Here is a 24,587-nt window from a genome sequence, read left to right as displayed (position 1 = left end):
ATATTGTAATAAGGAACCTTGTTTTGGATGATGTGTCTACCAGTACGCTAATCATCATACTGATTGTTTTAATTTTTATGTCAGCCTACTTCTCTGCCTCAGAGACGGGGATGATGACATTGAATCGCTATCGTTTAAAACACTTGGCAAAACAAGGTAATCGTTCGGCAATTCGAGTCGAAAAACTGCTAAAACACCCTGACAAACTGCTCAGTCTTGTCCTGATTGGCAATAACTTAATTAATATCGTCGCCTCAGCCTTAGCCACCATCATTGGTATTCGCTTATATGGTAACGCGGGTGTCGCGATGGCAACTGGGATCTTAACGTTTGTGATCCTTATTTTTGCGGAAGTGATGCCAAAAACATTAGCTGCGCTCTATCCAGAAAGAATCGCCTTCCCCAGTAGCTACTTTCTCAAGCCATTGCAAATCATTATGATGCCTGTGGTATGGACCTTTAATACTATTTCCTCACTACTTTTGCGTTGTTTAGGCATTCGCTCCTTAACGGCTCGCACAGATGCGGTAAACAAAGAAGAGCTGCGTACTATTGTCAATGAATCAAAGCATAAAATTAGCCGCCGCAATCAAGACATGCTGATTTCAATACTGGATTTAGACAAAGTGACGGTGGGTGACATCATGCTGCCAAGAAATGAAATTGTAGGCATTGATGTTAATGATGATTGGAAGTCAATTATAAGACAACTTACACATTCCCCCCACGGTCGAATTGTGCTTTATCGCGATTCTCTCGATGATTCGATAGGGATTTTGCGTGTCCGAGAAGCTTATCGATTGATGATGGAAAAACGAGAATTCAATAAACAGAACCTGATAAAAGCCTCAGATAACATTTATTTCATCCCAAATAGTACACCACTAAATGTTCAGCTCATTAATTTCCAACACAAAAAAGAAAAGTTAGGGATTATTGTGGATGAGTATGGCGAAATTCAAGGACTTATCACAGTAGAGGATATATTAGAAGAAATTGTTGGTGATTTTACCACATCGATGTCACCGTCTTTAGCAGAAGAGGTTCTACCTCAAAGTGATGGTAGCGTCCTGGTGGACGGCACTGCTAATATCCGTGACCTAAATAAGGCTTTTGATTGGAATTTGCCTGTAGACGGCCCTAGGACGGTTAACGGCATGGTGTTAGAGGTCATTGGCGATATTCCGCAGCTTGAAGAGCAAATCGTGGTGGGTCATTACATGATTGAAGTGTTAGCGATGAATGAAAATACCATCAAGCAAGTGAGGATCACCCCGCTCACTTTTAGCTCGCAAGTCCCCGACTTATAAACTTTTCACCAAAAATAAAGCGCCAACATGTTTAAGGCGCTTTGTTCATAAGAGCACACCAAGAGATTAAACGTGAAGCTGTTCCAGCTTATCTGCAGGTAATGCTAAATCGTCATTTTTATTGATACCAATATTTGAGGACAACACATTACGTGCGATTTGCTGAGCTTCTTCCAGTGAATGCATTTTATAAGTACCACACTGATATACGTTCAACTCAGGGATTTTATTTTGGTCTTTGACGTTTAAAACATCTTCCATTGCGGCTTTCCATGCATCAGCAACACGCTGCTCAGCAGGCTGACCAATCAAGCTCATATAAAACCCTGTACGACAGCCCATCGGGGAGATATCGATAATTTCGACACCGTTACCGTTAAGGTGGTCACGCATAAAACCTGCAAACAAGTGTTCTAATGTGTGAGTCCCTTTTTCCGTCATAGCCTCTTCATTTGGCACGGTAAAACGCAAATCAAAAACAGTGATGGTATCACCACTTGGCGTTTTCATCGTTTTTGCCACACGAACAGCGGGCGCTGCCATGCGAGTATGATCGACAGTAAAGCTATCTAATAATGGCATTTCGTGACCTCCTCAAAAATTAAAAATATATTTTTAAAATAAATGAAACTATTTTGAAAATGCGGAGTCTTAATTAATGAAAGACGCGCAATTTGTTATCATCCCTAATTCTCTAAGAGATTTTTATTTGGCCACCTTGAGTGGCCACTTTCTTTTAGCGTCCTGCGTGAATGCGTAGATAGTCTTCAAAGGATTCAGTTTCGCTCTGTTCCATCGCCGCTTGTTTCTCAATAGAAGCTAACCTTGCTTGTTCAAACTGTTCTTCCGTGATCACTTCATACGGCTCATTAATTAACTGTTCAAAATATTTTTCAGCTAATTCTAACCCGTAACCACCGATGCCTTTTTCTAACATCTCATCCATAACTAACGCAGAGTATGTTAGGGTTGGGTCTTCAAACATCGCAACAAACTGATGGCAAACATCTTGATATTTCGCGTCACAACAAGTGTCGAGCACTTCAGCGACACGAATCAAATCATTAAATAACTGCTGGCCAACTTCCACTAAAGGTTTCACTTCGCTACCACAACCAAAACCAATCACTTGGCCAGGTTTGCGCCCTTCGAGGATCACTCGGTTCCAGTTTTGACGACAACAATCAAGTTCCTGAGCATTCATTTCTGGCGCATCGGCAAGCACGCACCATATTAAGAATAGATCAACAAAACGCGCTTGGGTTTCATTTACACCAATCGCACTGAACGGGTTGATGTCTAAAGAGCGCACTTCAATGTATTCGATGCCCCCACGCAATAACGCATCAGAAGGCGACTCAGTGCCTTTAGGGACGCGTTTAGGTCTTATTGGGGCATAGAGTTCATTTTCAATTTGCAACACGTTAGAGTTAAGCTGAACGTATTTACCATCTTTTTTCACACCTAGCTTTTCAAACTCAGCGGAAGGCTTATGAATGGCTTTTTTCAAATTTTCAACGTATTCACCCAGCTTATTAAATGTAATATTCAAATCGCTTTGTGATTTATTGGTATAACCAAGGTCGCTCATGCGTAAAGATGTCGCATAAGGTAAATAGTAAGTTCCACATTCTGTTTTATCGAATGTTAGCGTGGTATCTCTGTCTTTTAAGAAAGAGCCACAAATGGCAGGAGATGCACCGAATAAATATGGGATCACCCAGCCAAAGCGATAGTAGTTTCTGATCAAGCGTAAATAGCCATCAGAAATTTTTTCTTTGCCGCTTTCACTTTCAGGATCATCAACACCAGCCCATGCCTGCCAAAACTCAGTTGGCAAAGAAAAGTTATAATGCACCCCTGCTATCGTCTGCATCAATGCGCCATAACGATTTTTAAGGCCTTCACGGTACAGGGTTTTAAAGCGCCCGACGTTAGAAGTACCATATTGAGCAAGAGTGATTTTATCTTCACTTTCGATAAAGCACGGCATACTGAGTGGCCACATTCTTTCATCTTGAAGGTGACGTGCAGTATAGCGATGTAAATCCCTGAGAAAAGCCAAGTTATGGCTAATGCTTTTATCTACAGGAGTAATAAATTCGAGTAAGGACTCCGCAAAATCTGTCGTGATCCATTTATGTGTTAAAGCTTGTCCCAGCCCTTCAGGGTGCAACGTTTCTGCAATTGAGCCTGTAGGCGTCACACGCAATGTTTCGCGCTCAATACCACGTTGAATACCATTTAGTGTTTCTGGGTGCGCCTCTAACCATGAGAGCGCTTTCGATACGTCCGGGATCAAATCGACCTCCCGCCTGTGATGTTAATTTATTTTATTAAGGCAATTACTTTAGCTTAAATCACATAAATTGTCGCTGTCTAGATGTGTGGTTTAGGAGGGATTAAAACAAAAGATGCATCGGAAATGTTATTTAATTGACTTTTCAGGCAAAAAAAAACTCCTCAAATTGAGGAGTCTTTCTTATGATGGTGCATCCGGGAGGATTCGAACCTCCGACCGCTCGGTTCGTAGCCGAGTACTCTATCCAGCTGAGCTACGGATGCAAAATTCTGTCGACAAATATCGATTAATTCAATAACTGAGAATGTCTACACTAAATGGATTATTGATACGCTAACTAATTAGCTAAGAGATGGTGCATCCGGGAGGATTCGAACCTCCGACCGCTCGGTTCGTAGCCGAGTACTCTATCCAGCTGAGCTACGGATGCATAGTTACTGCAAGACGTGCTTCTCTCTCAAACTTCTTATCAACATCTACTTCTGTAAATCAGTTTCTTCGTTACCACACTATTTTGATTGCTTACTAAGTAGAACCAAAATAAAACCCAACTAGGTTTCCCTGTAGGGTTAATATGGTGCATCCGGGAGGATTCGAACCTCCGACCGCTCGGTTCGTAGCCGAGTACTCTATCCAGCTGAGCTACGGATGCATAATCTAAAATGGCGGTGAGGGAGGGATTCGAACCCTCGATGCAGCTTTTGACCGCATACTCCCTTAGCAGGGGAGCGCCTTCAGCCTCTCGGCCACCTCACCATATTTTAGTTACACACGATTTGTTTTTTCAAACATCTCGTCTCTGTGTGGCGCACATATTACTTTCCTAGACTTAGAAGTCAAACAATTTTTCCAAACTTTTTGCATTCCGCAGTCTGTTTGCACATTTCACAAGCAAGATGCTTAGTTTAACACCGAAAAAGAACTTTTTCAGCCCTTAAATAACTTACTTTATGAATAAAAATGAGAGAGATAAAATTGCTTTTGAACCAAAAAATTATTTGCTCGCTACCATGATACGGCGCAATTATAAACAAAGATGAAAAGGTGTTTGTTTACAATGCCTCATCACGCTCAACAAAATAAGTGAGTGAAGCAAATAAAACGAAGTTTGAGAACGTGAAATTTTTTAAAACGCAGTAAGACAAGCGCCCATTCTTGCTGTGTGATCAATCATTGGACGCTTATTCATTATTATTGATTATCTGGTTGAGTCTTTTCGGCCTGGATCCGTTGATAAATTTCTTCACGGTGAACAGAAACTTCTTTTGGGGCATTAACACCAATACGAACTTGGTTGCCTTTAACACCCAATACAGTAACTGTTACCTCATCGCCTATCATGAGTGTTTCACCAACTCGACGAGTCAGAATAAGCATTCTTTGCTCCTTGAAATATTAAAAGAGTCGGGTCTCTAGGTATCCCCCGCTATTGTCCATCACACACCGTGAAAACGTAAAGTAATGACATGCACCTAAAGCATTGATGCCATCAAGGCAATCATTCTAATTATTTACAAGCAAAATATAGCACTACAAGTAATACATTAACAATGCCGCAACAGATTTAAAGTTGCCTTATATTCCTACAAGGCAACTTTTGGTAAGTACTTACAGTCGTGATTCAACCCACTCTTCAACACTAGCCATTGCAGCAGGTAATGCACTTACATCAGTGCCGCCTGCCTGTGCCATGTCAGGCCGCCCACCACCTTTACCACCTACTTGTTGTGCAACATAAGAGATCAAGTCACCTGCTTTAACTTTAGCAGTCAAATCATTAGTCACACCAACGATCATACTGACTTTATCACCACTTGTTGTTGAAAGCACGATAATCGCTGATTTCAACTGATTTTTCAGATCATCAACCATAGTTCTCAATAGCTTAGGATCAGTATCGCTTAATTGGTTCACTAACAATTTGACGCCTTTCACATCTTTTGCTTTGCTACTTAGTGAAGCACTTTCTTGAGAAGCTTGTTGATCTTTTAGTTGCAAAATCTCTTTTTCTAGCTGACGAGATTTGTCTAACGTAGATTTCACTTTCTCAACGAGACTATTAATATCACCTTTTAATAGGTGAGCGATTGCCGAAAGCTGTTCTGATTGATGGTGAACACTTTCAATCGCCATTACACCTGTTGTTGCTTCAATACGGCGAACACCCGCAGCTGTTCCTGATTCACTCAGAATACGGAACAGGCCAATATCACCGGTACGTTTTGCGTGTGTACCACCGCACAATTCAATAGAAAAATCGCCCATACTCAATACGCGAACACGTTCTTCGTATTTTTCACCGAATAATGCCATAGCCCCTTTCGCTTTCGCCCCCTCTAAATCCATCAACTCAGTTTCAATTTCTGAATTTTGGCGAATTTGAGCATTTACAATGTCTTCAACTTGGCGGAGTTGCGCTTGGGTCATAGCTTCAAAATGTGAGAAGTCAAAACGCAGGTACTTGTCATTAACAAGTGAACCTTTTTGAGATACATGTTCGCCAAGTACTTGACGTAACGCAGCATGTAATAAGTGCGTTGCAGAGTGATTCAAACGAATAGCATTACGCCTTGCGCTATCAACCACAGCGGTAATACGATGGTTAACAACTAATGAGCCTGATTCGACTTTACCGATATGCCCAATTGCTTGACCATATTTTTGTGTGTCTGTCACATTGAAGCGAGCATTGTCATTATTTAAGAAACCAATGTCCCCAACCTGACCACCTGATTCGGCATAAAATGCGGTTTTATCAAGAATAACTAAGCCTTCTTCACCTACATTTAAGCTATCAACAGGCTGACCATCTTTATATAATGCGGTGATGGTCGCTTGTTGCTCATCATATTGGTAACCTGAGAATTCGCTGTGCTTATCAACTTTGATTAATGAGTTATAGTCAGCGCCAAAACCACTCGATTCTCTTGCACGACGACGCTGGTCTTCCATCGCACGCTCAAAACCGTCTTCATCCACTTTGATATTGCGCTCACGGCACACATCAGCGGTTAAGTCGATTGGGAAACCGTAAGTATCATAGAGGCGGAATGCAGCCTCACCATCAAGGGTATCCCCTTTTAAAGATGCCAGTTCTTCATCTAATAATTGCAAGCCACGCTCTAAAGTACGTGCAAATTGCTCTTCTTCTGTCTTCAGAACTTTTTCAACCATGGCTTGTTGACGTTGAAGTTCTTCAGCAGCCGAGCCCATCACTTTGATCAATGGAGCAACTAATTTGTAGAAAAACGTTTCTTTAGCACCGAGCATGTAACCATGACGAACGGCACGACGAATAATACGACGCAGAACATAGCCACGACCTTCGTTTGATGGAATAACACCATCACTAACAAGGAAAGCACAAGAACGAATATGGTCAGCAATAACACGCAGTGATTTATTTTCCAGATCGGTAGCACCTGTCGCTTTCGCTGCCGCTGCAATTAATTCACGGAAAATATCAATGTCATAGTTTGAATTGACGTGTTGCAGTACCGCAGAGATACGCTCTAAGCCCATTCCTGTATCGACAGAAGGTTTCGGCAATGGTTCCATGGTACCGTCTGATTGACGGTTAAACTGCATGAAGACAAGGTTCCAGATTTCAATATATCGGTCACCGTCTTCTTCTGGGCTTCCTGGAGGGCCACCCCAGATATGATCGCCATGATCATAGAAAATTTCAGTACAAGGGCCGCAAGGACCGGTATCACCCATCTGCCAGAAGTTATCTGAAGCATAAGGTGCGCCTTTGTTATCACCGATACGGATAATACGCTCTACTGGAACACCAATTTCTTTATTCCAAATATCATAGGCTTCATCATCTGTTGCATAAACAGTGACCCACAATCTTTCTTTTGGCAGGTTAAACCATGCTTCACTTGTCAGTAATTCCCAAGCAAAGCGAATTGCATCGTGCTTAAAGTAGTCACCAAAGCTGAAGTTACCTAACATTTCAAAGAATGTGTGGTGACGAGCTGTATAACCTACATTTTCTAAGTCGTTATGTTTACCACCTGCACGCACACAGCGTTGTGCAGTTGTCGCTCGGGAATATGCTCTTTTATCCAGGCCAAGAAATACATCTTTGAACTGGTTCATCCCTGCGTTTGTGAACAATAGTGTCGGGTCATTGTTAGGCACTAGCGAACTGCTGGTGACCACCTGATGACCTTTTGTATGAAAAAAGTCGAGAAACGCTTGGCGGATCTCAGCGGTGCTTTTACTCATATTTATCCCGATATCAAGCTGGAAACAGAATTATGAATTGTTGAGATGGAGTGTAACATCACCTCTAATCAACTCTCCGATTAAAAAGTGACTGATAAGATAAAGTCTCTTTGCATAGAAGTAAAATTATAGCTACATCCATTCGTGGCTTTCATTGTAAAGCGTCTAGATATTTTCTGAAAGTATGTTTATACCTCTGGCCAGCGTATTTTTCCACAGAAAAACTGTTGAATAAACTATTATTACGATTGGAAAAAATAAAAAAGGCGCTACTCAATAAGAGCGGCGCCTATAATCTAATGATTAATCAAGTCACTAGCTAATAATTAAAATTCTTCTGGTGTTTCTTCTTCATCAGAATCACTGATAAAGTCTGTTGCAGCACTGCTAAACTCACCAGTATGATTGAGTAACATTTCTCGCAGTTTTGTGTCAATTTCTTGCGCAACTTCAGGATGTTCTTTTAAATAAGTCGTTGAGTTAGCTTTACCTTGACCAATTTTATCGCCGTTATAGCTATACCAAGCACCCGCTTTTTCAATTAGCTTGTGTTTAACACCCAGGTCAATTAGTTCACCAAAGGTATTAATCCCTTCACCGTAAAGAATTTGAAATTCCGCTTGTTTAAATGGCGCCGCAACTTTATTTTTCACCACTTTAACGCGAGTTTCACTACCGACAATTTCTTCACCATTTTTCACCGCGCCAATACGACGGATATCTAAACGAACAGATGCGTAGAATTTCAGTGCATTACCACCCGTTGTTGTTTCTGGGTTGCCGAACATTACACCAATTTTCATACGAATTTGGTTGATGAAGATCAGAAGCGTATTTGAGGTTTTTAAGTTACCTGCTAATTTACGCATTGCTTGGCTCATCATACGTGCAGCAAGCCCCATGTGAGAATCACCAATCTCACCTTCTATTTCCGCTTTAGGGGTTAATGCAGCAACGGAGTCAACGATAATAACGTCAACAGCACCTGACCGAGTCAGAGCATCACAGATTTCGAGCGCTTGTTCACCAGTGTCTGGCTGAGAACACAGTAAGTTATCGATATCAACGCCGAGTTTCTTCGCGTAGATAGGGTCAAGTGCGTGCTCGGCATCGATAAATGCACAGGTTTTACCACTGCGTTGTGCAGCAGCGATGACTTGTAAGGTTAGGGTGGTTTTACCTGAAGATTCTGGACCGTAGATTTCAACAATACGACCTAATGGCAGGCCACCAGCACCTAATGCAACGTCAAGAGATAAAGAACCCGTTGAAATGGTTTCAACATCCATTGAACGGTCTTCACCAAGACGCATAATGGAACCTTTACCAAATTGCTTTTCAATTTGACCCAGTGCCGCAGCCAGTGCTTTTTGTTTGTTTTCATCAATAGCCATGTTTACTCCCTAAGTGCAATGGCCTTGCCACTGCGAATAAAACGATTGAATTTGATTTGTTGGAACTAATTATACTGTATAATCATACAGTATCAAGGAAATTTTTAATTTAACAGACTCAAAAGCGTTTCTAGAGCATAACCTGTTGATTGAAAACGAATTTGATTTCTATCACCTTGAAATACACGATGCCTAGCGATAACCAACACCGCACCATCTACCTGTTTTTGGGCAAAACCAAACCATACAGTTCCAACGGGTTTGTCTATACTACCGCCACCAGGGCCTGCAATACCACTGACTGAAATCGCAAAATCGGCTGTTGCTTCTTTCAGTGCCCCTGATGCCATTTCTTCTACCACTTGCTGGCTAACAGCGCCAAATTGTTGCAAAGATGCGTCAGTCACACCAATCATTTGATGTTTAGCTTCGTTACTATAAGTGACAAAGCCACGCTGGAAGTAATCCGAACTTCCAGCAATATCGGTCAGCACCTTTGCAATCCAACCCCCCGTGCAAGACTCTGCAGTAGTGACTGTTTTACCTTGCGCTTTCAGTTTTTGCCCAATCTGAATACTTAATGTTTCGAGTCGCGTCTCATCTACCATTATGTAATCCGCCTTTTACATCTTTGTTTTACGAGCGCGATCCCAGATCCATAAGCCTGCAATCGCAATCGTAAATACGGCACCAAAACCAATACCTGCATTCACCACAGATAAGCCGCCCTTAATTGCCAATGAATATAAGCCTAGCATAATCAGCATCGCGCTGTTTTCGCCTAAGTTCTGTACTGCAATGGCATTTCCTGCACCAACGGTTTCCTTTCCTTTATCTTGTAGTAAAGCATTTAGGGGCACAACAAATAACCCACCAAATACCCCTAAAGTAATCAAGATAAAGTAGGATGGAATAATATTAGTTTGCAAGGAAAGTAACACCACCATCACACCAATAATAACCCCTGCTGGAATACAGCGGTAAACTGTTTTCAAGGTAATAAATTTAGCCGCAAGCCCTGCCCCTGCAACAATCCCCACAGCAACCATCGCATTTAAGATAGTTGGTGTTGTGTTATCTTGTAAACCTAAAGCTACAGGTACCCAAGCAACTAATAAAAAACGTAATGTGACCCCAGCGCCCCAGAACAGGCTGGTTCCAACTAGCGAAAAACGGCTTTCCTGATTTGCCCATAAAATACGGCATGCTTGAAAAAAATCTGTGACCAGTAATTTGAGATCCCAGCCTTTTCCTGGCCTTGCCGCCACAAGATGTGGAATAAAGACGTTAGCAATAACCGCCAGTGCATATAAAATCGCACATGTCCCTAACGCTAATAAGAGATTGATATCGGAAAGCATTCCCCCAACAACAGAACCCACTAAGATTGCCGCAATTGTCGAGGCTTCCATCACACCATTGGCTTTAACAAGGTTATCTCCCCCTGTTAATTCGCCTAAGATACCGTATTTAGCAGGTGAATAAGATGCTGCACCAATCCCCACTAATCCATAACAAAGGAACGGATTTAACCCAAAGCAAATCCCTAGCGCTCCAATAAATTTAAAAATATTGGAGAACAACATCACGCGCCCTTTGGAGAATCTATCGGCAATTTGCCCAACAAATGGGGCTAAAACGATGTAAGTAAACACAAACACCATTTGTAAAATAGGGTGACTCCATTCTGGATAAAATTCAGCTTTGAGTTGCGCTAATATAGCAAATAACAGTGCGTTATCCGCAAATGCAGAGAGAAACTGAGACGCTAAAACGGCCTTCATTCCTCGGCTCATCAACGGTAAATTCGAGGTACTTTCTTGCATATTAGGCATCCTTTAAGGCCATTTGTTTCAGTGTGACAAAATCCGTTTTTCCACTACCTAGCACAGGTAACTCTTTCACAAAACGAATATCACGGGGAACCGCAAGCTCAGTTAATCCTCTGCTTTTCGCCGCCGCCGATAACGCACTTCTATCTAACTCTTTATCGGTAGTAAACAACACTAGCGCCTCACCTTTGCTACTATCTGGTTTTGTCACTACGCCATGATTTGCATTTGGCGACAAAGCGGCAACCATCTGTTCAATGCTTTCAAGGGAAACCATTTCCCCTGCCAGTTTCGCAAAACGTTTCACACGGCCTTTGATAGTGCAGAAGTTTTTATTATCCAACTCAACAATATCCCCTGTATCGTACCAGCCTTCTTCTACCTCGCCCTGTGCGTTTTCAGCCCTTGGCGTTTCAAGCACGCCTGGCGCTTCAACACGTAAGTACCCTTTCATGATATTAGGGCCTTTAAGTTGCAGTTTACCGCCATTTTCGATACCAGAGATGGGGATAATACGCGCTTCCATTTCAGGTAAAATTTGCCCTACCGTGCCTTCTTTTGCCGCCATTGGAACATTGATAGAGACAATTGGTGCACATTCGGTCACGCCATAACCTTCGAGGATACGAATACCGAATTTTTCAAACCAAATTTTCTTCGTTTTATCTGAAAGCTTTTCAGCGCCTGCAACGACATAACGTAAACGAGCAAAATCATATTGGTGAGCAAAACGGGCGTAATTCCCTAAGAATGTTGATGTACCGAACAAGACTGTACAGTTTTTGTCATACACTAGTTCAGGAATGATGCGGTAATGTAATGGGCTTGGGTACAGGAAAACGCGACTGCCCGAAAATAGAGGAATAAATAAACCAACGGTTAAACCAAATGCGTGGAACAATGGCAAGGATGACATAAAACGATCCCGCGGCGTAAAGTCAGCGATGGTTTTAATTTGCTCAACGTTTGCCATCAAACTGGCATGGCTATGCACCACACCTTTTGGTGTCCCCTCAGAACCAGAGGTAAATAAGACAATGGCTTCATCCGATGCTTTTCGCGGAATAATGGCTTTATGTGGATTGAATAAGTGCTTAACAATCCATAGCTTATCCTGCCAAGTCACTGTATCTTTTAAATCTTCAAGGTAAATCCAATTAGCTTCAGGAACTTGCTCTGGAATATGGGTGAGATTCCCTTTTTCAAGAAATTGTCGCGAAGTGAACACCACTTTAGCTGCTGAAGCTTTAAGTGCATTACTAATTCCATGACTACCCGCAGTGTAATTTAACATCGCAGGGACACGACCTCTCATCAATGCCCCAAAAATTGCGGCTGCCGTCACTGTTGCATTCGGTAGCAAAAGACCAACACGCTCATTTTCATGGGTATAACGCTCAATAATACGCCCTACCCCTAGCGTTTTCTTCAGCAATGTTTGGTACGAGTCTTCTTTAAATGCAATGTCTTCAATACAAGGTGTGCGGCGACCAAAACGTTGAACACTGCCGATAAACTCTTCAACCAGCGTCACTTGTGGCAAACAAGCCATACGTGCAGACTTCATGATTTGATACAGATGTTCGCCCGCGAGTGCACGGCGCTCAACCGATTTTGGCGCTTCTGGCATCGGAATAGTTTGCGCAGGTAAAATGTGCAAGGTAATTTTTGGGAACCATTTTAACGGAATAATTCCTTTTAAGCGCCCAAAGTGACTGCGTTCTGCTCCTTCAATACGAATAGGAACAATTTTTGCTGCAGATTTAGCGGCAACAAACGCCGCGCCCTCATAGATTTTCATTAAAGAGCCATGCACCGAAATTCGCCCTTCAGGGAAGATAACGATCGGGCGCCCTTTTTCTACCTCTTTAACGAGGTGGCGAATACCCAATGGATTGGCAGGGTCAAGAGGGACAATATCAACATAAGGCTTAAGGCGCTTCACCATTTTAGGTGTTGCAAAGGTTGAGTAAACGGCAAATACAGGTTTTACAGGGAGAAAAAGCGCGATCAAAACACCATCTAAAAAAGAGACGTGGTTGGGTGTAATCAAGCATTTATCTTGATCAAACTCTTTCGCATCACCAATAACTTCAACACGAAATAAAAATGTAAGGATGGCTTTGATTATTTTCACCAACATAATGAATCCCTATATTATGATTATATTTTTGTATGCTACCAAAATATTGTTATGCCGTAATAACACTTATCTTACTGACCAATATGCTCTCCACTAGGGGTATAATCCGAAAACACCCGATATGGAAAAGCCGCTTTCTATAATGAGTTTAAGATAAATCATTAAGTTGCGCGATAATTTCGTCAATAGGTTGGGTCGCATCAATAATATAATGAGCAGTCGCGCGGTAAATAGGCTCCCGTTGCTGCATAACCTCTGCAATTTCTTCTACTAAAGATTTACCCGTTAGGCTTGGCCGTTGATCTGCTTGGGGCTCTGCGGCAAGGCGTTTAGCCAAAATTTCAGGCTTGGCATTTAAATAGATCACCGTCCCATTGTCTCGCATCACTTTTTGGTTTTCGTCAGCAAGGATTATCCCTCCCCCTGTAGAAATAATCACATCATCTTGTGCAATTGATTTTAAAATTTCACTTTCTAGCTGTCGAAAATAATCCCAACCATGCTGCTCAACAATTTCTGCAATACTTTTACCTGCTTTTTCAAGTATTAACTTGTCTGTATCAACAAATTGGTAGCCTTTAGATTCGGCAAATAATTTCCCAATTGTTGTTTTACCTGAACCTCTTGGACCGATAATGTAAAACATTAATTTCCATCCCATCATCATGAATACTAATAAAATGTTGCCAAACATGGCAAACCATAAAAAAGAAAGCCACACTTCACTTGTGTGGCTTTCTCATTTTGTATATCAACTTCTATGGGCGATTTAAAAAATCGCCATAACCAATCCACTTATAGGTTGTTAATGCATCCAGCCCCATAGGGCCCCGTGAATGTAATTTTTGCGTACTCACCGCAACTTCAGCGCCTAAACCAAACTGCCCACCGTCCGTAAAGCGTGTGCTCGCATTCACGTAAACTGCTGCTGAATCAACACACTGTACAAAATAATCCGCTTGGCTGATCGATTCTGTCAAAATAGCGTCTGAGTGTGCGGTACCATAATGGCGAATGTGGTCGATAGCCGCATCCACATCGGTAACAATTTCCACATTTAAGTCCAGCGACAACCACTCATCAACTAAGTTTTCAGGTTTAACATCAACCACTTTTGCTGGGCCTTGTTGTAAGAATGGCATCGCTTGTGCGCTGGCATGTAAAGTGACTTGTTGCTCTGCCATTTTCTCACTGAGTAATGGCAAGAATTCAGCGGCAATATTTTTGTGAACGAGCAATGTTTCAAGTGAGTTACAGGCACTTGGGCGCTGTACTTTTGCATTAATAATGACATTGATGGCTTTATCAAAATTGACAGACTCATCAACAAAAGTATGGCACACACCAATTCCGCCTGTGATCACAGGAATAGTTGATTGTTCACGGCATAACTTATGTAACCCTGCACCACCGCGAGGGATTAGCATGTCGACGTAACGATCCAATTTCAGTAATTGCGCCACGAGTTCTCGATCAGGGTTGTTAATCGCTTGCACCGCTTCTGCTGGCAACCCACTATTTTTTAAGGCTTTTTGGATCACGCTGACAACTGCCAGATTTGTATTATGGGTTTCTTTCCCACCACGCATAATCGCCGCATTGCCTGTTTTTAGGCACAAAGAAGCCACATCGACAGTGACATTAGGACGCGCTTCGTAGATAACGCCAACCACACCCAATGGAACACGACGACGCTGCAAATTTAAACCACTATCTAGCTTGCTGCCATCAATCACTTGGCCTACTGGGTCTGCAAGTTGGCATACTTTTCGGACATCATCAGCGATATTTTTTAAGCGCTCTGGTGTTAATAACAAGCGGTCTTGCAGCGCTTCGGTCATGCCACTCGCTCTTGCTTGTTCCATGTCTTTTTTGTTTGCGGCCAAAATTATTGCACTTTCTTGCTCTAATAAATCCGCAATTTGCAGTAATGCTGCATTTTTTTGTTTGGTGCTTAGCTGAGCTAATTGCCATGATGCAGCCCTTGCTGCTTTGCCCATTGTTTCTAACATAATTAACTCACTATCATATCATCGCGATGAACAGCCACAGAGCCGTGCTCATAGCCAAGTATCTTGTTTATATCTTGAGAATGTTGACCTGCAATCATTCTGAGTGCGTCACTGTTATAATGGGTGACGCCATGAGCAAGGTCTTTCCCCGCCATATTGCGGATGCGGATCACTGCGCCACGAGAGAAATCCCCCTCGATTTTCTTAATACCTTTTGGCAATAATGAGCTACCTTTTTCCATAATCGCCAGTTGAGCACCGTCATCAATGTACACATCACCCGCCGCTGGTGCACCAAAAATCCAGCGTTTACGGTTTTCCATGGGGTTTTTCTGCCCGTAAAAACGGGTTCCCACTGGAATATTTTCAATGACTGCATTAATGACATCAGGCTTATTGCCCGCCGCAATCACCACATCAATACCCGCACGGCCTGCAACATCCGCAGCTTGCAACTTAGTGGCCATTCCACCCGTTCCTAAGCCACTTACGCTACCACCCGCCATTTCCCTGAGTTCATCATTAATACCATACACTTCAGGGATCAATTTTGCATCTGGGTTACTACGAGGATCCGCGTCATACAGCCCCTCAATATCTGTCAGTAATAACAATTTATCTGCATCACCGAGAATTGCAGCGAGGGCAGATAAGTTATCATTATCGCCCACTTTTATTTCCGCAGTTGCAACCGCATCATTTTCATTGATAACAGGAATGATTCCATTATCAAGCAACGCTTGTAAGGTGTCCCTCGCATTTAAAAAACGTTCTCTGTCTTCTAAATCCGCACGAGTTAGCAACATTTGTCCGATATGGATACCATAAATAGAGAATAACCTTTCCCATAATTGAATAAGGCGACTTTGACCAACCGCCGCGAGCAACTGCTTAGATGCAATGGTCGCTGGCAGTTCGGGGTAATTTAAGTGCTCGCGACCTGCGGCAATTGCCCCAGATGTCACGATAATAATACGGTGCCCTTTTTCATATTGCTGCGCGCATTGTCTGACCAACTCAACAATATGAGCTTGATTTAAACGACGCGAGCCCCCTGTAAGTACACTGGTACCTAACTTAACGACCAGCGTCTGGCTATTTTTCATCATTTTTCTGCCATTAGGATTAATAAAACAAAAAGTAGGTATCATTTTTATCAGGAGAAGCGCGTTATGCCAACAGGCATAACGCAAAATTCAACAAAAGTTGGTTTAAAACAAATTTATGCGCTTAATTCCAATTTTAATTCTAACATTAGCGGTGAAGGAAAGAGGCTTAATTCAAGGTCAGATAATTGCTTAGTAAGGTTTTGGTGAAAAGAGACCAAATTCTTTTCGACAGCTTCCGTGGTTGCATTGTCTTTTAATGCTTTAACCTGCCAACTGCCATGCCCATTGTACAGCCCTAAATGGTAAGTAAATTCAAAACCTGCATCAGTTGCAATTAACTTTAACCACCATCCCCAAAATTCACGTTTTTCAGGTGCTATGTTGGCATTCACACACACAACCAAGCTATCAAATATGTAACAACCATTTAAGCATTGTTTTTCTCTTAAATACGGACCTATCGCTGCAAATTTCTTTAAATATTTTCCATTTGTGTAATCAGTCGGTAAAGCCATGTTAAGGATCTCCTTCTTGGGAAGATCCCTTTTTAACAAATGGGAAAAAATAAGCAAGTTATTAAATTATTTTAAAGTATTTTTGTTTTCAACCAAGACGTTGTTTCACTTAGTGCTTTCTCAAAGTTGGCGAATACGGGATGACTTGGTAACATAATAGCGTCCGCATCGATAGAAGAGCGTTTAATTAGCTCCGCTTCCGCCTTCGGGCTATAAATATCATCTTTTAAACTGACCGCCAACATAGGAACTTTGCTTCTCCTACCCAAAAGCCCCTGATTTTTAAGAGAATAACAACTAAGTTCATGACGCAACGCGGAGCCATCAACTTGGTAAATTCCCAGACGACTGGCGAACACATCCAAAACCATCCGAGGAATATCTCGTTGATATTTCTCTTCGTGCAATAAACTGTGCACAATTGGACCTATCACAGCGACCGCTTTAATTTTCTCGGGACACATATAAGCTAACCTTAATGCTATGTTTGCACCAAAGCGCATTCCTACGATGCCAAAGCGCGTATGGTCAATCCATGCTATATCATCGATTTGGCGAACAATTTGCTCATGTAATGTGCTGGTTTCTTGGGTTAACTTGTATTTGACCGAATAACCAATGGATGGCATATCCAGTGTTAACATCGCTATCCCTAATGGTTCAAGATAATCACGAAAATAGCGACAGAAATCAATCTGTAAGCTATCTAGCATACCGCAAATCATCACCGTTGGATAAGGGCCTTGCCCATGAGATGGGATATGCAAAAAACCGTAAACTTCTTTACCGCCATCCACTTTAAAAGGAATTTTCTTTAAACGATATTCGGAGAACTTTGCGGCGCTATCATAGGCTTTGTTAGCCAGTAGAATCGCTTGATCCGCCAGCTCATCACCTTTGATAAACGGATAGGCTGCAATACTGTATAAATTTGCTGAACGCAGCCATGCATTACCTGCATCAATACCTTGTTCGAACTCTAAGGCTTTTTGTTGCCAATGCATCGCTTGTTGAGACCATTCAAAACACCAATTACCTGAACGATTACCGATGACGGTATCTAGTTGACGCTCATTACTACGTTGCGCATTAGAAATCGCAATACGACTAAGCACGTCTTCAATTTCTAATGCATCTATTCCGCGCCAAATCCACATCAAGCGGTTAATCATGCGATACCATCCTGTATGATGTGAACCACTCAGTACACTGTGCTCTTTGATTTGAGGCAGCGTTTGGGCGGAATAAGAAACCAGTGTCGATGTTTCAATCTGTCTGACTTTAGGCTTAAAGAGTTTTTCGGATAAATTTTGTTGAGTCATCCCAATTACCTGTATACCGTCGCTGAATGGAACCCAAAAATAAGGGGAATGCACATAATGCACTCCCCAAATTATATCGTGTTTATCTCAAAAACTTTAGGTATTAATGTGTTCTCGTCATCAATAAAATCCATAAGACTTTATTATTACAATATTTTTACCTAACGCTAAGTGACAAACAGATTTATTTATCTTGTTCACACAAAGGTTTAACAAAGACAACGCCCATATCCCAAGGCTGTTCAATCCATGTATCTTGTGGAATATCAACCACATAGTCATCAACTAATGGACGCCCTGCAGGTTTTGCAAAAATGGTCACGAAGTGAGCTTTTGGATACATATCACGGATCGCTTGGGCAGTGCCGCCTGTATCGACTAAATCATCAATAACGATAAAGCCTTCACCATCGCCTTCTGCGCGCTTGATAACCGTTAATTCACGTTGGTTATCATGATCATAGCTAGAGATACAAACGGTATCAACGTGACGAATACCCAGTTCACGTGCAAGAAGTGCACCTGGAACAAGTCCACCACGGCTAACCGCGATAATACCGGTCCATTGTTCTACTGGTAATAAACGTTGTGCGAGTTTACGGGCATGTATTTGCAACATATCCCACGTTACGACATATTTTTCGCTCATAAAATTCGGGTCCCGACTGCTGAGTAAATCTGAAATGTGTCTTGCGGAAAAAAGGTTGCGCGAGATTATAGTGATTCGGCGCGCTAAAAACCAGTAAAAAGCATCATTCGCCATTAATTATTATCATTTACACTGTCCATTATTCAAAAGAAAGTGTTATCCTGATTTTATAAAAGAGGCGGCCTTTAATTCGAAACTTCAGGCTGTTAGGTCATAATTACAGCAATGTCCCTTTTAAAAATTGAAGCTGAAACTCGCGTTGACTGTCAATCGGCTGCTGTCTAGATGATTCAGGGAATTTTCCCTAAATAGTTCAAGTTATAGCTAGGCGGCAAATGAACAAATCCGAGGAGCATACATTAGTATGTGACGCAGGTTTGTGAGTGTAGCCAACAACGCTATAGCTTGAAATATAACGGATATTTTCCCTAAATAGTTCAAGTTATAGCTAGGCGGCAAATGAACAAATCCGAGGAGCATACATTAGTATGTGACGCAGGTTTGTGAGTGTAGCCAACAACGCTATAGCTTGAAATATAACGGGAAAATCATAGGAGATAAACGTGTCTGAATTATCCAAACTATCCCCCCAACCACTGTGGGACATCTTCGCTACCATCTGCTCTATTCCACATCCTTCGTACCACGAAGAAGCCTTAGCAGCACATATCGTTGATTGGTCAAAACAAAAAGGCTTCCACGTTGAACGTGATGAAGTCGGCAATATTTTGATCCGTAAACCAGCGACTGCTGGCTACGAAAACCGCAAAGCCGTTGTGCTGCAAGCCCACTTAGACATGGTGCCACAAAAAAATAACGATACTGTGCATGACTTTAAAGTTGACCCAATCCGCCCGTATGTGAACGGTGAATGGGTAACTGCTGAAGGGACGACATTAGGTGCCGATAACGGCATTGGTTTGGCTTCTGCACTGGCTGTTTTAGCTGATGATAGCGTTGAACACGGCCCAATGGAAGTGTTGCTGACCATGACCGAAGAAGCTGGGATGGAAGGCGCATTTGGTCTGAAAGCAGGCTGGTTACAAGCAGATATCTTAATCAATACAGATTCCGAAGAAGAAGGCGAAATCTACATGGGGTGCGCTGGTGGTGTTGACTTCACAACCACTTTTGACCTAACTCGTGAAGCATTACCACAGGGTTACCAAACCTTTACCTTGACCTTAAAAGGTTTAAAAGGTGGTCACTCGGGTGGTGACGTTCATTTAGGTTTAGGCAATGCAAACAAACTATTAGCACGTTTCCTTGCTGGCCACGCAGAAGATCTCAGCCTAAAACTATTAGAGTTTAAAGGTGGTACAGTACGTAATGCCATCCCACGTGAAGCACATGCCATTATTTCTGTTCCAGCAGATAAAGTTACTGAACTGACTGCATTAAGAGCTCGTTACGAAAGCATCCTGAAAAATGAGTTAGCGGTTGTTGAACCTAACTTAGTGCTGTTGTTAGATGAAACACAAAGCGACTTAAAAGCACTGTCTGATGACTGCCAACAACGCTTTGTTTTCTTCTTAAACGCTGCGCCAAATGGCGTTATTCGTATGAGTGATGTCGCAAAAGGTGTTGTTGAAACCTCACTGAATGAAGGCGTGGTACGCATGACGGAAGACAAAGCAGAGATTATCTTCCTCGTCCGTTCACTGATTGATAGCGGTAAAAACTACGTCGTTAACATGCTAACTTCTATCAGTAAATTAGCGAAAGCACAATACCGCGCAGAAGGTAGTTACCCAGGTTGGCAGCCAGATGCTGACTCTGCAGTAATGCATTTAGTGAGCGAAACCTATAACAAATTATTTGGTAAAATCCCGAATGTGATGGTGATCCATGCTGGCCTTGAGTGCGGTTTATTCAAAAAACCTTACCCAGACATGGACATGGTATCCATTGGGCCTACCATTCGTGGTGCTCACTCGCCAGACGAACGCGTTCATATCGCCAGTGTTGGCGAGTATTGGAAACTGTTAACTGCGGTGTTAAAAGCGATTCCAGTAAAAGGTTAATCTACTAATACTGAATAAAATGCTCATCCTTGTGGTGAGCATTTTTTTAAAGTTCAAGTAATAACTGCCGCTCTAATTGTGGGCTTTGTAGCATCACATGTAGCCCCACTAACCTAACGCCTCGCTTTAACCGACGATTCTCCCAAACTTGCTGTGCGAGTTGCACTAAGTCTTGCTTATTTAGAATGGGATACACATGTTCTTGTGTTGTTTGTTGGAAATCCGCAAACTTAAATTTAACACCTTGGCGTGCAATACGCAGATCGGGTTTTACCTTGGCTAAACGGAGCTGTAGCTCATCATACAGTTTATCTAACAGTAGCAGACAATCATGCCATTCATGGATATCTTTAGCGAGCGTACGTTCAACTCCCACCGATTTTCTAAGTCTATCCGGGTTGATGGAACGTTCATCAATACCATGGCAACGTTCCCAAAGTACCTGCCCAAATTTACCCATACTTTTGATCAGGGTGACCACATCATATTTTTGTACATCACCACAAGTTATCAGCCCCATATCAGCCAATTTTTGTGACGTTACCTTACCCACCCCGGGGATCTTTCTAAGGGGCAAATTAAGAATGAATTGATCCATATTTTGTGGTGTGATCACGAATTGCCCATTTGGTTTGTTCATATCTGAAGCAATTTTGGCCAAGAATTTAACGGGTGCGATCCCCGCAGAAGCTGTCAGTTGGAGCTCATCAAAAATTTGTTGGCGAATAGCCTCTGCAATAAGCGTTGCAGAACCATGTAACTGCGTACAATCAGTCACATCCAAATAAGCTTCATCAAGAGAAAGTGGCTCGATAAGGTCGGTATAACGCGCAAATATTTGGCGAATATGAAGGGAAGTTTCTTTATATAACGCCATATGCCCTGGGACGACTTTAAGGTGCGGGCATAACCTAAGTGCGACGGCTGTAGACATGGCACTGTGAACACCGTAGCGGCGAGCTTCATAATTTGCGGTACTAATGACCCCTCGGCGATCAGCACTTCCTCCCACCGCAATAGGTACATTGCGTAGGCTTGGGTCGTCACGCATTTCTATTGCCGCATAAAAGCAGTCCATATCAATATGAATAATTTTACGCACGAGCTAGCCCTGAAAATCAAACACCTGATTAAATATACAGTGTTTTTATTAGCCATGCAATTAATGTCCCTTTTCCTAAAAGCTGTTTAATAAAAAAAGGGTTAACTTAATGATAATTAACTCATTCATCTTACTGCAACAATCATCTGCCAAGCTCATTAACTGACGACTCAATTTAAAGTTTGTCTTAAAAACAAGTAGAAATACTTACTTTTATATAAAAACGTAATAAAAAGGGTTATTTCCCCAACAACAATACTTTGACAAATTATTTATGGATCACACCTATGGCAATTATATCAACATCAAAATATATTCAATTTATGGCAACACTCGTACTCTTGCTTGCAAGTCAGACCGCTTTCGCTTTATCACCTAAAATTGTTGCTCACCGAGCAGGAACCGCTGACGCCCCAGAAAACACAATTTATGCCATCGATTTAGCAAAAGAAAATAAAGCTGATGCGATTTGGCTTACCGTACAGTTGAGCCAAGATAATCAATTGGTTCTATACCGCCCAAGCGACCTTGATTCGTTAACAGATAAAAAGGGGAATGTGTCCGCTTATACTGCTGAGCAACTGAGTAAAATTAATGCAGGCTACCAGTTCAGTAAAAAACATAATCAACAGCTTCCATTACAAAAGACCACCATCAATACCTTAGAAACTATTCTACAAAAATACCCTGATACCACTTTTTATATTGATTTAAAATCGCCTGATGCCAACCCTGACGTTCAAGCAAAAGCAATTCTGGCGCTTTTAAATAAAACCAACACATTCAATCAGGTACGCTTTTATTCCACCAATGATGAGTTTTTAACAGCACTTAAATCTCTTTCAGCAAAGATACCGCTATTTGAAAGCCGCGATGAGACCCGTACTATGTTGGCAAATATTGTGATGAACCATCAATGTTCCGTGGAAAATGACACCACGAAAACGCGTTGGTATGGTTTTGAGCTACATCGTAAAGTCGAAGTCGTCGAGAAATACACTTTAGGTGAAGCACGTTCACCGGCTACCCTTTCATGGGATAAAGAAGCCATCAACTGTTTTAGAAAAAATGGCAATGCCTATATCATTGTCTTTGGCGTTAATACTGACAATGACTACCAACTCGCAAAAGAAATTGGTGTGGATGCTGTAATGGTTGATTCACCTAAAGCATTTAAAAAATAATCCACTAACATCACCTAAGCTATTGTTACTTTATTAATAGCTTAGGTATTAAATTATATCCTAAAAGTATTTATCTCTTTTCATCAATTAATAATAATTGTTCTTAATTTACCTCTATATAAAACTTGATATATTTAACCCACCCAAAAATTCCATTTAAAATAAATTAAAAAAAGGTTTTATATGTCAAAATTTGGAACAATGACTGTCGAAAATTATTGGAATGAAACATTAAGAAAAATTGAAATACACTATCATAATAGTGATAACCCCTATGATAGTGTCTTTATATTTTATAATCTAGGAGACACCACATCTAGCTCTAATTCATTCTCTTACTCAACAACAGGTAAAAGTGCTTGGAAAGCTAAAATTACAACGAAAAATAATGAACTGTGGAGTAGTGGTGACTTTTTACCTTGCCAAATTAACAGCAGTGATAATGGGAAGGTTACGATTAGATTTGATGGCAATACAAAAAGCATGCATGTTAATTACCCTGTCTCTGCTTCATGTGCTAAAAAAATGCAGCTAATTTAGACCATATAATAGAAAAATAAGATAGCAATAGCGTATTTTAAATTATCTTAATTTAAAAATAAAACTCATCTTATTTATATTATTATTTATTCTTAGCTAAGAATACGTCAATTTAATTACATTCAAAACTCTATATTAAAAATAGAGTAAATTTATATTAAGAGGTTAATATGGTAGCACCATTAGGTTTAGTCACTGTTGAAAATTATTGGAATGAAAATATCAAAGAACTTGAATTAGTCATTAATACATCTGATTTTATGAAAACCTATAAAGTTTTTAATGATATAAAAGATAAACAAGTTTTAAAGGATGCCTATAGTTTTGTTTTTTCCTATGGAAAACAAATATCTTGGCGAGTCACGTTTATAACAGAAAGCGGTGAAACTTGGGGTAATGGTTCATTTCTTCCTTGTAACTTCGCTACCTCAGATAATGGGAAAGCAATCATAGGTGTTAATGGTGATTCCAAACGCTTGTATGTTGCCTTTCCTTCATCTAGTTCTTGCTCAATGGCTTTAACACGGATGTCATGAAGTTGTTTATGACTTATTCTTAGTAAATATTGATTATATTCTTGCTCATACAAGATAAAATAATATGTGGAGATGTCTAATAATTATGTTTAGACACCTCCAACTGATTACTAGTTATACAACCACTAAATATTACTATTCAAATAATACGGTTTTTATCCAGTATTTTTTGGCGGGCTTCTTCACGAGCCATACGTTTTTTACGTGCATCGCAAGGCTCAGGGCAATCACACACCTTTTCAACACCAATACTGCTTAACCCGCCACAGCTACCTTGAATACTCTTACGTTTAATAATGTACCCAAGCGACATGCCTAAAAAGGCCAGTAAAAACAGTACAAAGGCAGCAATAAAAACATTCAGCATTCCTTTATCC

The 24,587-nt window shown here is 41.3% G+C and carries 21 protein-coding genes and 4 tRNA genes; 5 read left to right on the top strand and 20 right to left on the bottom strand.

Annotated features, from left to right (window positions below; translation table 11 throughout):
• The first annotated feature begins 23 nt into the window (after positions 1 to 23).
• Positions 24 to 1,310, top strand: a complete 1,287-nt coding sequence (locus ACE2AL_RS04520; protein ID WP_206084774.1) for a CNNM domain-containing protein — start codon at positions 24 to 26, stop codon at positions 1,308 to 1,310.
• Positions 1,311 to 1,376: 66 nt separating this feature from the next.
• On the opposite strand, the gene luxS is transcribed toward ACE2AL_RS04520, so the two are convergent.
• From luxS to gpt, 18 genes are all read right to left on the bottom strand, one after another.
• Positions 1,377 to 1,892 carry an S-ribosylhomocysteine lyase gene (gene luxS, locus ACE2AL_RS04515; RefSeq protein WP_206084773.1) on the bottom strand — a complete coding sequence of 172 codons (516 nt, stop codon included), beginning with the start codon at positions 1,890 to 1,892 and terminating at the stop codon, positions 1,377 to 1,379.
• Between the two features lie 154 nt (positions 1,893 to 2,046).
• On the bottom strand, positions 2,047 to 3,612 hold the full coding sequence (gene gshA, locus ACE2AL_RS04510) for a glutamate--cysteine ligase (RefSeq protein ID WP_206084772.1): 1,566 nt from the start codon (positions 3,610 to 3,612) through the stop codon (positions 2,047 to 2,049).
• Positions 3,613 to 3,798: 186 nt separating this feature from the next.
• A tRNA-Arg gene (locus ACE2AL_RS04505) sits at positions 3,799 to 3,875 on the bottom strand.
• 90 nt (positions 3,876 to 3,965) lie between these two features.
• A tRNA-Arg gene (locus ACE2AL_RS04500) sits at positions 3,966 to 4,042 on the bottom strand.
• Positions 4,043 to 4,187: 145 nt separating this feature from the next.
• Positions 4,188 to 4,264, bottom strand: a tRNA-Arg gene (locus tag ACE2AL_RS04495).
• An 11-nt stretch (positions 4,265 to 4,275) separates the two neighbouring features.
• Positions 4,276 to 4,368: transfer RNA gene (locus ACE2AL_RS04490), tRNA-Ser, on the bottom strand.
• Between the two features lie 435 nt (positions 4,369 to 4,803).
• The gene (gene csrA, locus ACE2AL_RS04485) at positions 4,804 to 4,989 is read right to left on the bottom strand and encodes a carbon storage regulator CsrA (RefSeq protein WP_004264815.1); all 186 of its coding nucleotides are present in this window, start codon (positions 4,987 to 4,989) and stop codon (positions 4,804 to 4,806) included.
• Between the two features lie 231 nt (positions 4,990 to 5,220).
• Entirely contained in the window at positions 5,221 to 7,848 is a 2,628-nt protein-coding gene (gene alaS / locus ACE2AL_RS04480) for an alanine--tRNA ligase (RefSeq protein WP_272539833.1), read from the bottom strand.
• 326 nt (positions 7,849 to 8,174) lie between these two features.
• Positions 8,175 to 9,242 carry a recombinase RecA gene (gene recA / locus ACE2AL_RS04475; RefSeq protein ID WP_206084770.1) on the bottom strand — a complete coding sequence of 356 codons (1,068 nt, stop codon included), beginning with the start codon at positions 9,240 to 9,242 and terminating at the stop codon, positions 8,175 to 8,177.
• 104 nt (positions 9,243 to 9,346) lie between these two features.
• Entirely contained in the window at positions 9,347 to 9,850 is a 504-nt protein-coding gene (gene pncC / locus ACE2AL_RS04470; protein ID WP_206084769.1) for a nicotinamide-nucleotide amidase, read from the bottom strand.
• 15 nt (positions 9,851 to 9,865) lie between these two features.
• Complete coding sequence (gene lplT / locus ACE2AL_RS04465; RefSeq protein WP_375084051.1) at positions 9,866 to 11,068, bottom strand: lysophospholipid transporter LplT; 1,203 nt, start codon at positions 11,066 to 11,068, stop codon at positions 9,866 to 9,868.
• 1 nt (position 11,069) lies between these two features.
• Positions 11,070 to 13,217: a bifunctional acyl-ACP--phospholipid O-acyltransferase/long-chain-fatty-acid--ACP ligase gene (aas, locus tag ACE2AL_RS04460; protein WP_206084767.1), complete on the bottom strand. Its 2,148-nt coding sequence runs from the start codon at positions 13,215 to 13,217 to the stop codon at positions 11,070 to 11,072.
• A 148-nt stretch (positions 13,218 to 13,365) separates the two neighbouring features.
• On the bottom strand, positions 13,366 to 13,863 hold the full coding sequence (gene aroL, locus ACE2AL_RS04455; RefSeq protein ID WP_206084795.1) for a shikimate kinase AroL: 498 nt from the start codon (positions 13,861 to 13,863) through the stop codon (positions 13,366 to 13,368).
• A 112-nt stretch (positions 13,864 to 13,975) separates the two neighbouring features.
• Positions 13,976 to 15,229 carry a glutamate-5-semialdehyde dehydrogenase gene (proA, locus tag ACE2AL_RS04450; RefSeq protein ID WP_206084766.1) on the bottom strand — a complete coding sequence of 418 codons (1,254 nt, stop codon included), beginning with the start codon at positions 15,227 to 15,229 and terminating at the stop codon, positions 13,976 to 13,978.
• A gap of 2 nt (positions 15,230 to 15,231) precedes the next feature.
• Complete coding sequence (proB, locus tag ACE2AL_RS04445) at positions 15,232 to 16,335, bottom strand: glutamate 5-kinase (RefSeq protein WP_206084765.1); 1,104 nt, start codon at positions 16,333 to 16,335, stop codon at positions 15,232 to 15,234.
• A gap of 116 nt (positions 16,336 to 16,451) precedes the next feature.
• On the bottom strand, positions 16,452 to 16,853 hold the full coding sequence (gene crl, locus ACE2AL_RS04440; RefSeq protein ID WP_206084764.1) for a sigma factor-binding protein Crl: 402 nt from the start codon (positions 16,851 to 16,853) through the stop codon (positions 16,452 to 16,454).
• Between the two features lie 71 nt (positions 16,854 to 16,924).
• Positions 16,925 to 18,175 carry an esterase FrsA gene (gene frsA, locus ACE2AL_RS04435; RefSeq protein WP_206084763.1) on the bottom strand — a complete coding sequence of 417 codons (1,251 nt, stop codon included), beginning with the start codon at positions 18,173 to 18,175 and terminating at the stop codon, positions 16,925 to 16,927.
• A gap of 184 nt (positions 18,176 to 18,359) precedes the next feature.
• Positions 18,360 to 18,824 carry a xanthine phosphoribosyltransferase gene (gene gpt, locus ACE2AL_RS04430; protein ID WP_206084762.1) on the bottom strand — a complete coding sequence of 155 codons (465 nt, stop codon included), beginning with the start codon at positions 18,822 to 18,824 and terminating at the stop codon, positions 18,360 to 18,362.
• Positions 18,825 to 19,387: 563 nt separating this feature from the next.
• Here gpt and pepD point away from each other — a divergent pair.
• A complete protein-coding gene (pepD, locus tag ACE2AL_RS04425) occupies positions 19,388 to 20,848 on the top strand; it encodes a beta-Ala-His dipeptidase (RefSeq protein ID WP_206084761.1) in 1,461 nt (486 codons plus the stop codon).
• Positions 20,849 to 20,894: 46 nt separating this feature from the next.
• Here pepD and dinB read toward each other — a convergent pair whose 3' ends face one another.
• On the bottom strand, positions 20,895 to 21,950 hold the full coding sequence (gene dinB / locus ACE2AL_RS04420; RefSeq protein WP_349415771.1) for a DNA polymerase IV: 1,056 nt from the start codon (positions 21,948 to 21,950) through the stop codon (positions 20,895 to 20,897).
• Between the two features lie 287 nt (positions 21,951 to 22,237).
• Here dinB and ACE2AL_RS04415 point away from each other — a divergent pair, with 287 nt between their 5' ends.
• The 3 genes from ACE2AL_RS04415 to ACE2AL_RS04405 all read left to right on the top strand — a co-directional run bounded on the left by ACE2AL_RS04415 (position 22,238) and on the right by ACE2AL_RS04405 (position 24,210).
• Entirely contained in the window at positions 22,238 to 23,134 is an 897-nt protein-coding gene (locus ACE2AL_RS04415; RefSeq protein ID WP_206084759.1) for a glycerophosphodiester phosphodiesterase family protein, read from the top strand.
• A 183-nt stretch (positions 23,135 to 23,317) separates the two neighbouring features.
• Positions 23,318 to 23,674 (top strand): hypothetical protein, encoded by a 357-nt coding sequence (locus ACE2AL_RS04410; protein WP_206084758.1) that lies wholly within the window; start codon positions 23,318 to 23,320, stop codon positions 23,672 to 23,674.
• 170 nt (positions 23,675 to 23,844) lie between these two features.
• Positions 23,845 to 24,210 carry a hypothetical protein gene (locus ACE2AL_RS04405; RefSeq protein WP_272539828.1) on the top strand — a complete coding sequence of 122 codons (366 nt, stop codon included), beginning with the start codon at positions 23,845 to 23,847 and terminating at the stop codon, positions 24,208 to 24,210.
• A gap of 139 nt (positions 24,211 to 24,349) precedes the next feature.
• Here the strand turns inward: ACE2AL_RS04405 and nqrM are convergent, their stop codons facing one another.
• Positions 24,350 to 24,577 carry a (Na+)-NQR maturation NqrM gene (gene nqrM, locus ACE2AL_RS04400; RefSeq protein ID WP_206084756.1) on the bottom strand — a complete coding sequence of 76 codons (228 nt, stop codon included), beginning with the start codon at positions 24,575 to 24,577 and terminating at the stop codon, positions 24,350 to 24,352.
• Positions 24,578 to 24,587: the final 10 nt, after the last annotated feature.

The organism is Providencia xihuensis (assembly GCF_041953405.1).
Lineage (GTDB): Bacteria > Pseudomonadota > Gammaproteobacteria > Enterobacterales > Enterobacteriaceae > Providencia > Providencia vermicola.
The sequence above is the reverse complement of the archived record's forward strand: the minus strand, read 5'-3'. Positions and strand labels throughout refer to the sequence as shown.

Coding starts and splice junctions, on each gene's coding strand:
- lplT (WP_375084051.1), bottom strand. CDS start 11,068: ATGCAAGAAAGTACCTCGAATTTACCGTTGATGAGCCGAGGAATGAAG.
- csrA (WP_004264815.1), bottom strand. CDS start 4,989: ATGCTTATTCTGACTCGTCGAGTTGGTGAAACACTCATGATAGGCGAT.
- ACE2AL_RS04405 (WP_272539828.1), top strand. CDS start 23,845: ATGGTAGCACCATTAGGTTTAGTCACTGTTGAAAATTATTGGAATGAA.
- crl (WP_206084764.1), bottom strand. CDS start 16,853: ATGGCTTTACCGACTGATTACACAAATGGAAAATATTTAAAGAAATTT.
- alaS (WP_272539833.1), bottom strand. CDS start 7,848: ATGAGTAAAAGCACCGCTGAGATCCGCCAAGCGTTTCTCGACTTTTTT.
- aas (WP_206084767.1), bottom strand. CDS start 13,217: ATGTTGGTGAAAATAATCAAAGCCATCCTTACATTTTTATTTCGTGTT.
- nqrM (WP_206084756.1), bottom strand. CDS start 24,577: ATGCTGAATGTTTTTATTGCTGCCTTTGTACTGTTTTTACTGGCCTTT.
- aroL (WP_206084795.1), bottom strand. CDS start 13,863: ATGTTTTACATTATCGGTCCAAGAGGTTCAGGTAAAACAACAATTGGG.
- pncC (WP_206084769.1), bottom strand. CDS start 9,850: ATGGTAGATGAGACGCGACTCGAAACATTAAGTATTCAGATTGGGCAA.
- proB (WP_206084765.1), bottom strand. CDS start 16,335: ATGAAAAATAGCCAGACGCTGGTCGTTAAGTTAGGTACCAGTGTACTT.
- frsA (WP_206084763.1), bottom strand. CDS start 18,175: ATGACTCAACAAAATTTATCCGAAAAACTCTTTAAGCCTAAAGTCAGA.
- recA (WP_206084770.1), bottom strand. CDS start 9,242: ATGGCTATTGATGAAAACAAACAAAAAGCACTGGCTGCGGCACTGGGT.
- ACE2AL_RS04415 (WP_206084759.1), top strand. CDS start 22,238: ATGGCAATTATATCAACATCAAAATATATTCAATTTATGGCAACACTC.
- ACE2AL_RS04410 (WP_206084758.1), top strand. CDS start 23,318: ATGTCAAAATTTGGAACAATGACTGTCGAAAATTATTGGAATGAAACA.
- proA (WP_206084766.1), bottom strand. CDS start 15,229: ATGTTAGAAACAATGGGCAAAGCAGCAAGGGCTGCATCATGGCAATTA.
- gpt (WP_206084762.1), bottom strand. CDS start 18,824: ATGAGCGAAAAATATGTCGTAACGTGGGATATGTTGCAAATACATGCC.
- luxS (WP_206084773.1), bottom strand. CDS start 1,892: ATGCCATTATTAGATAGCTTTACTGTCGATCATACTCGCATGGCAGCG.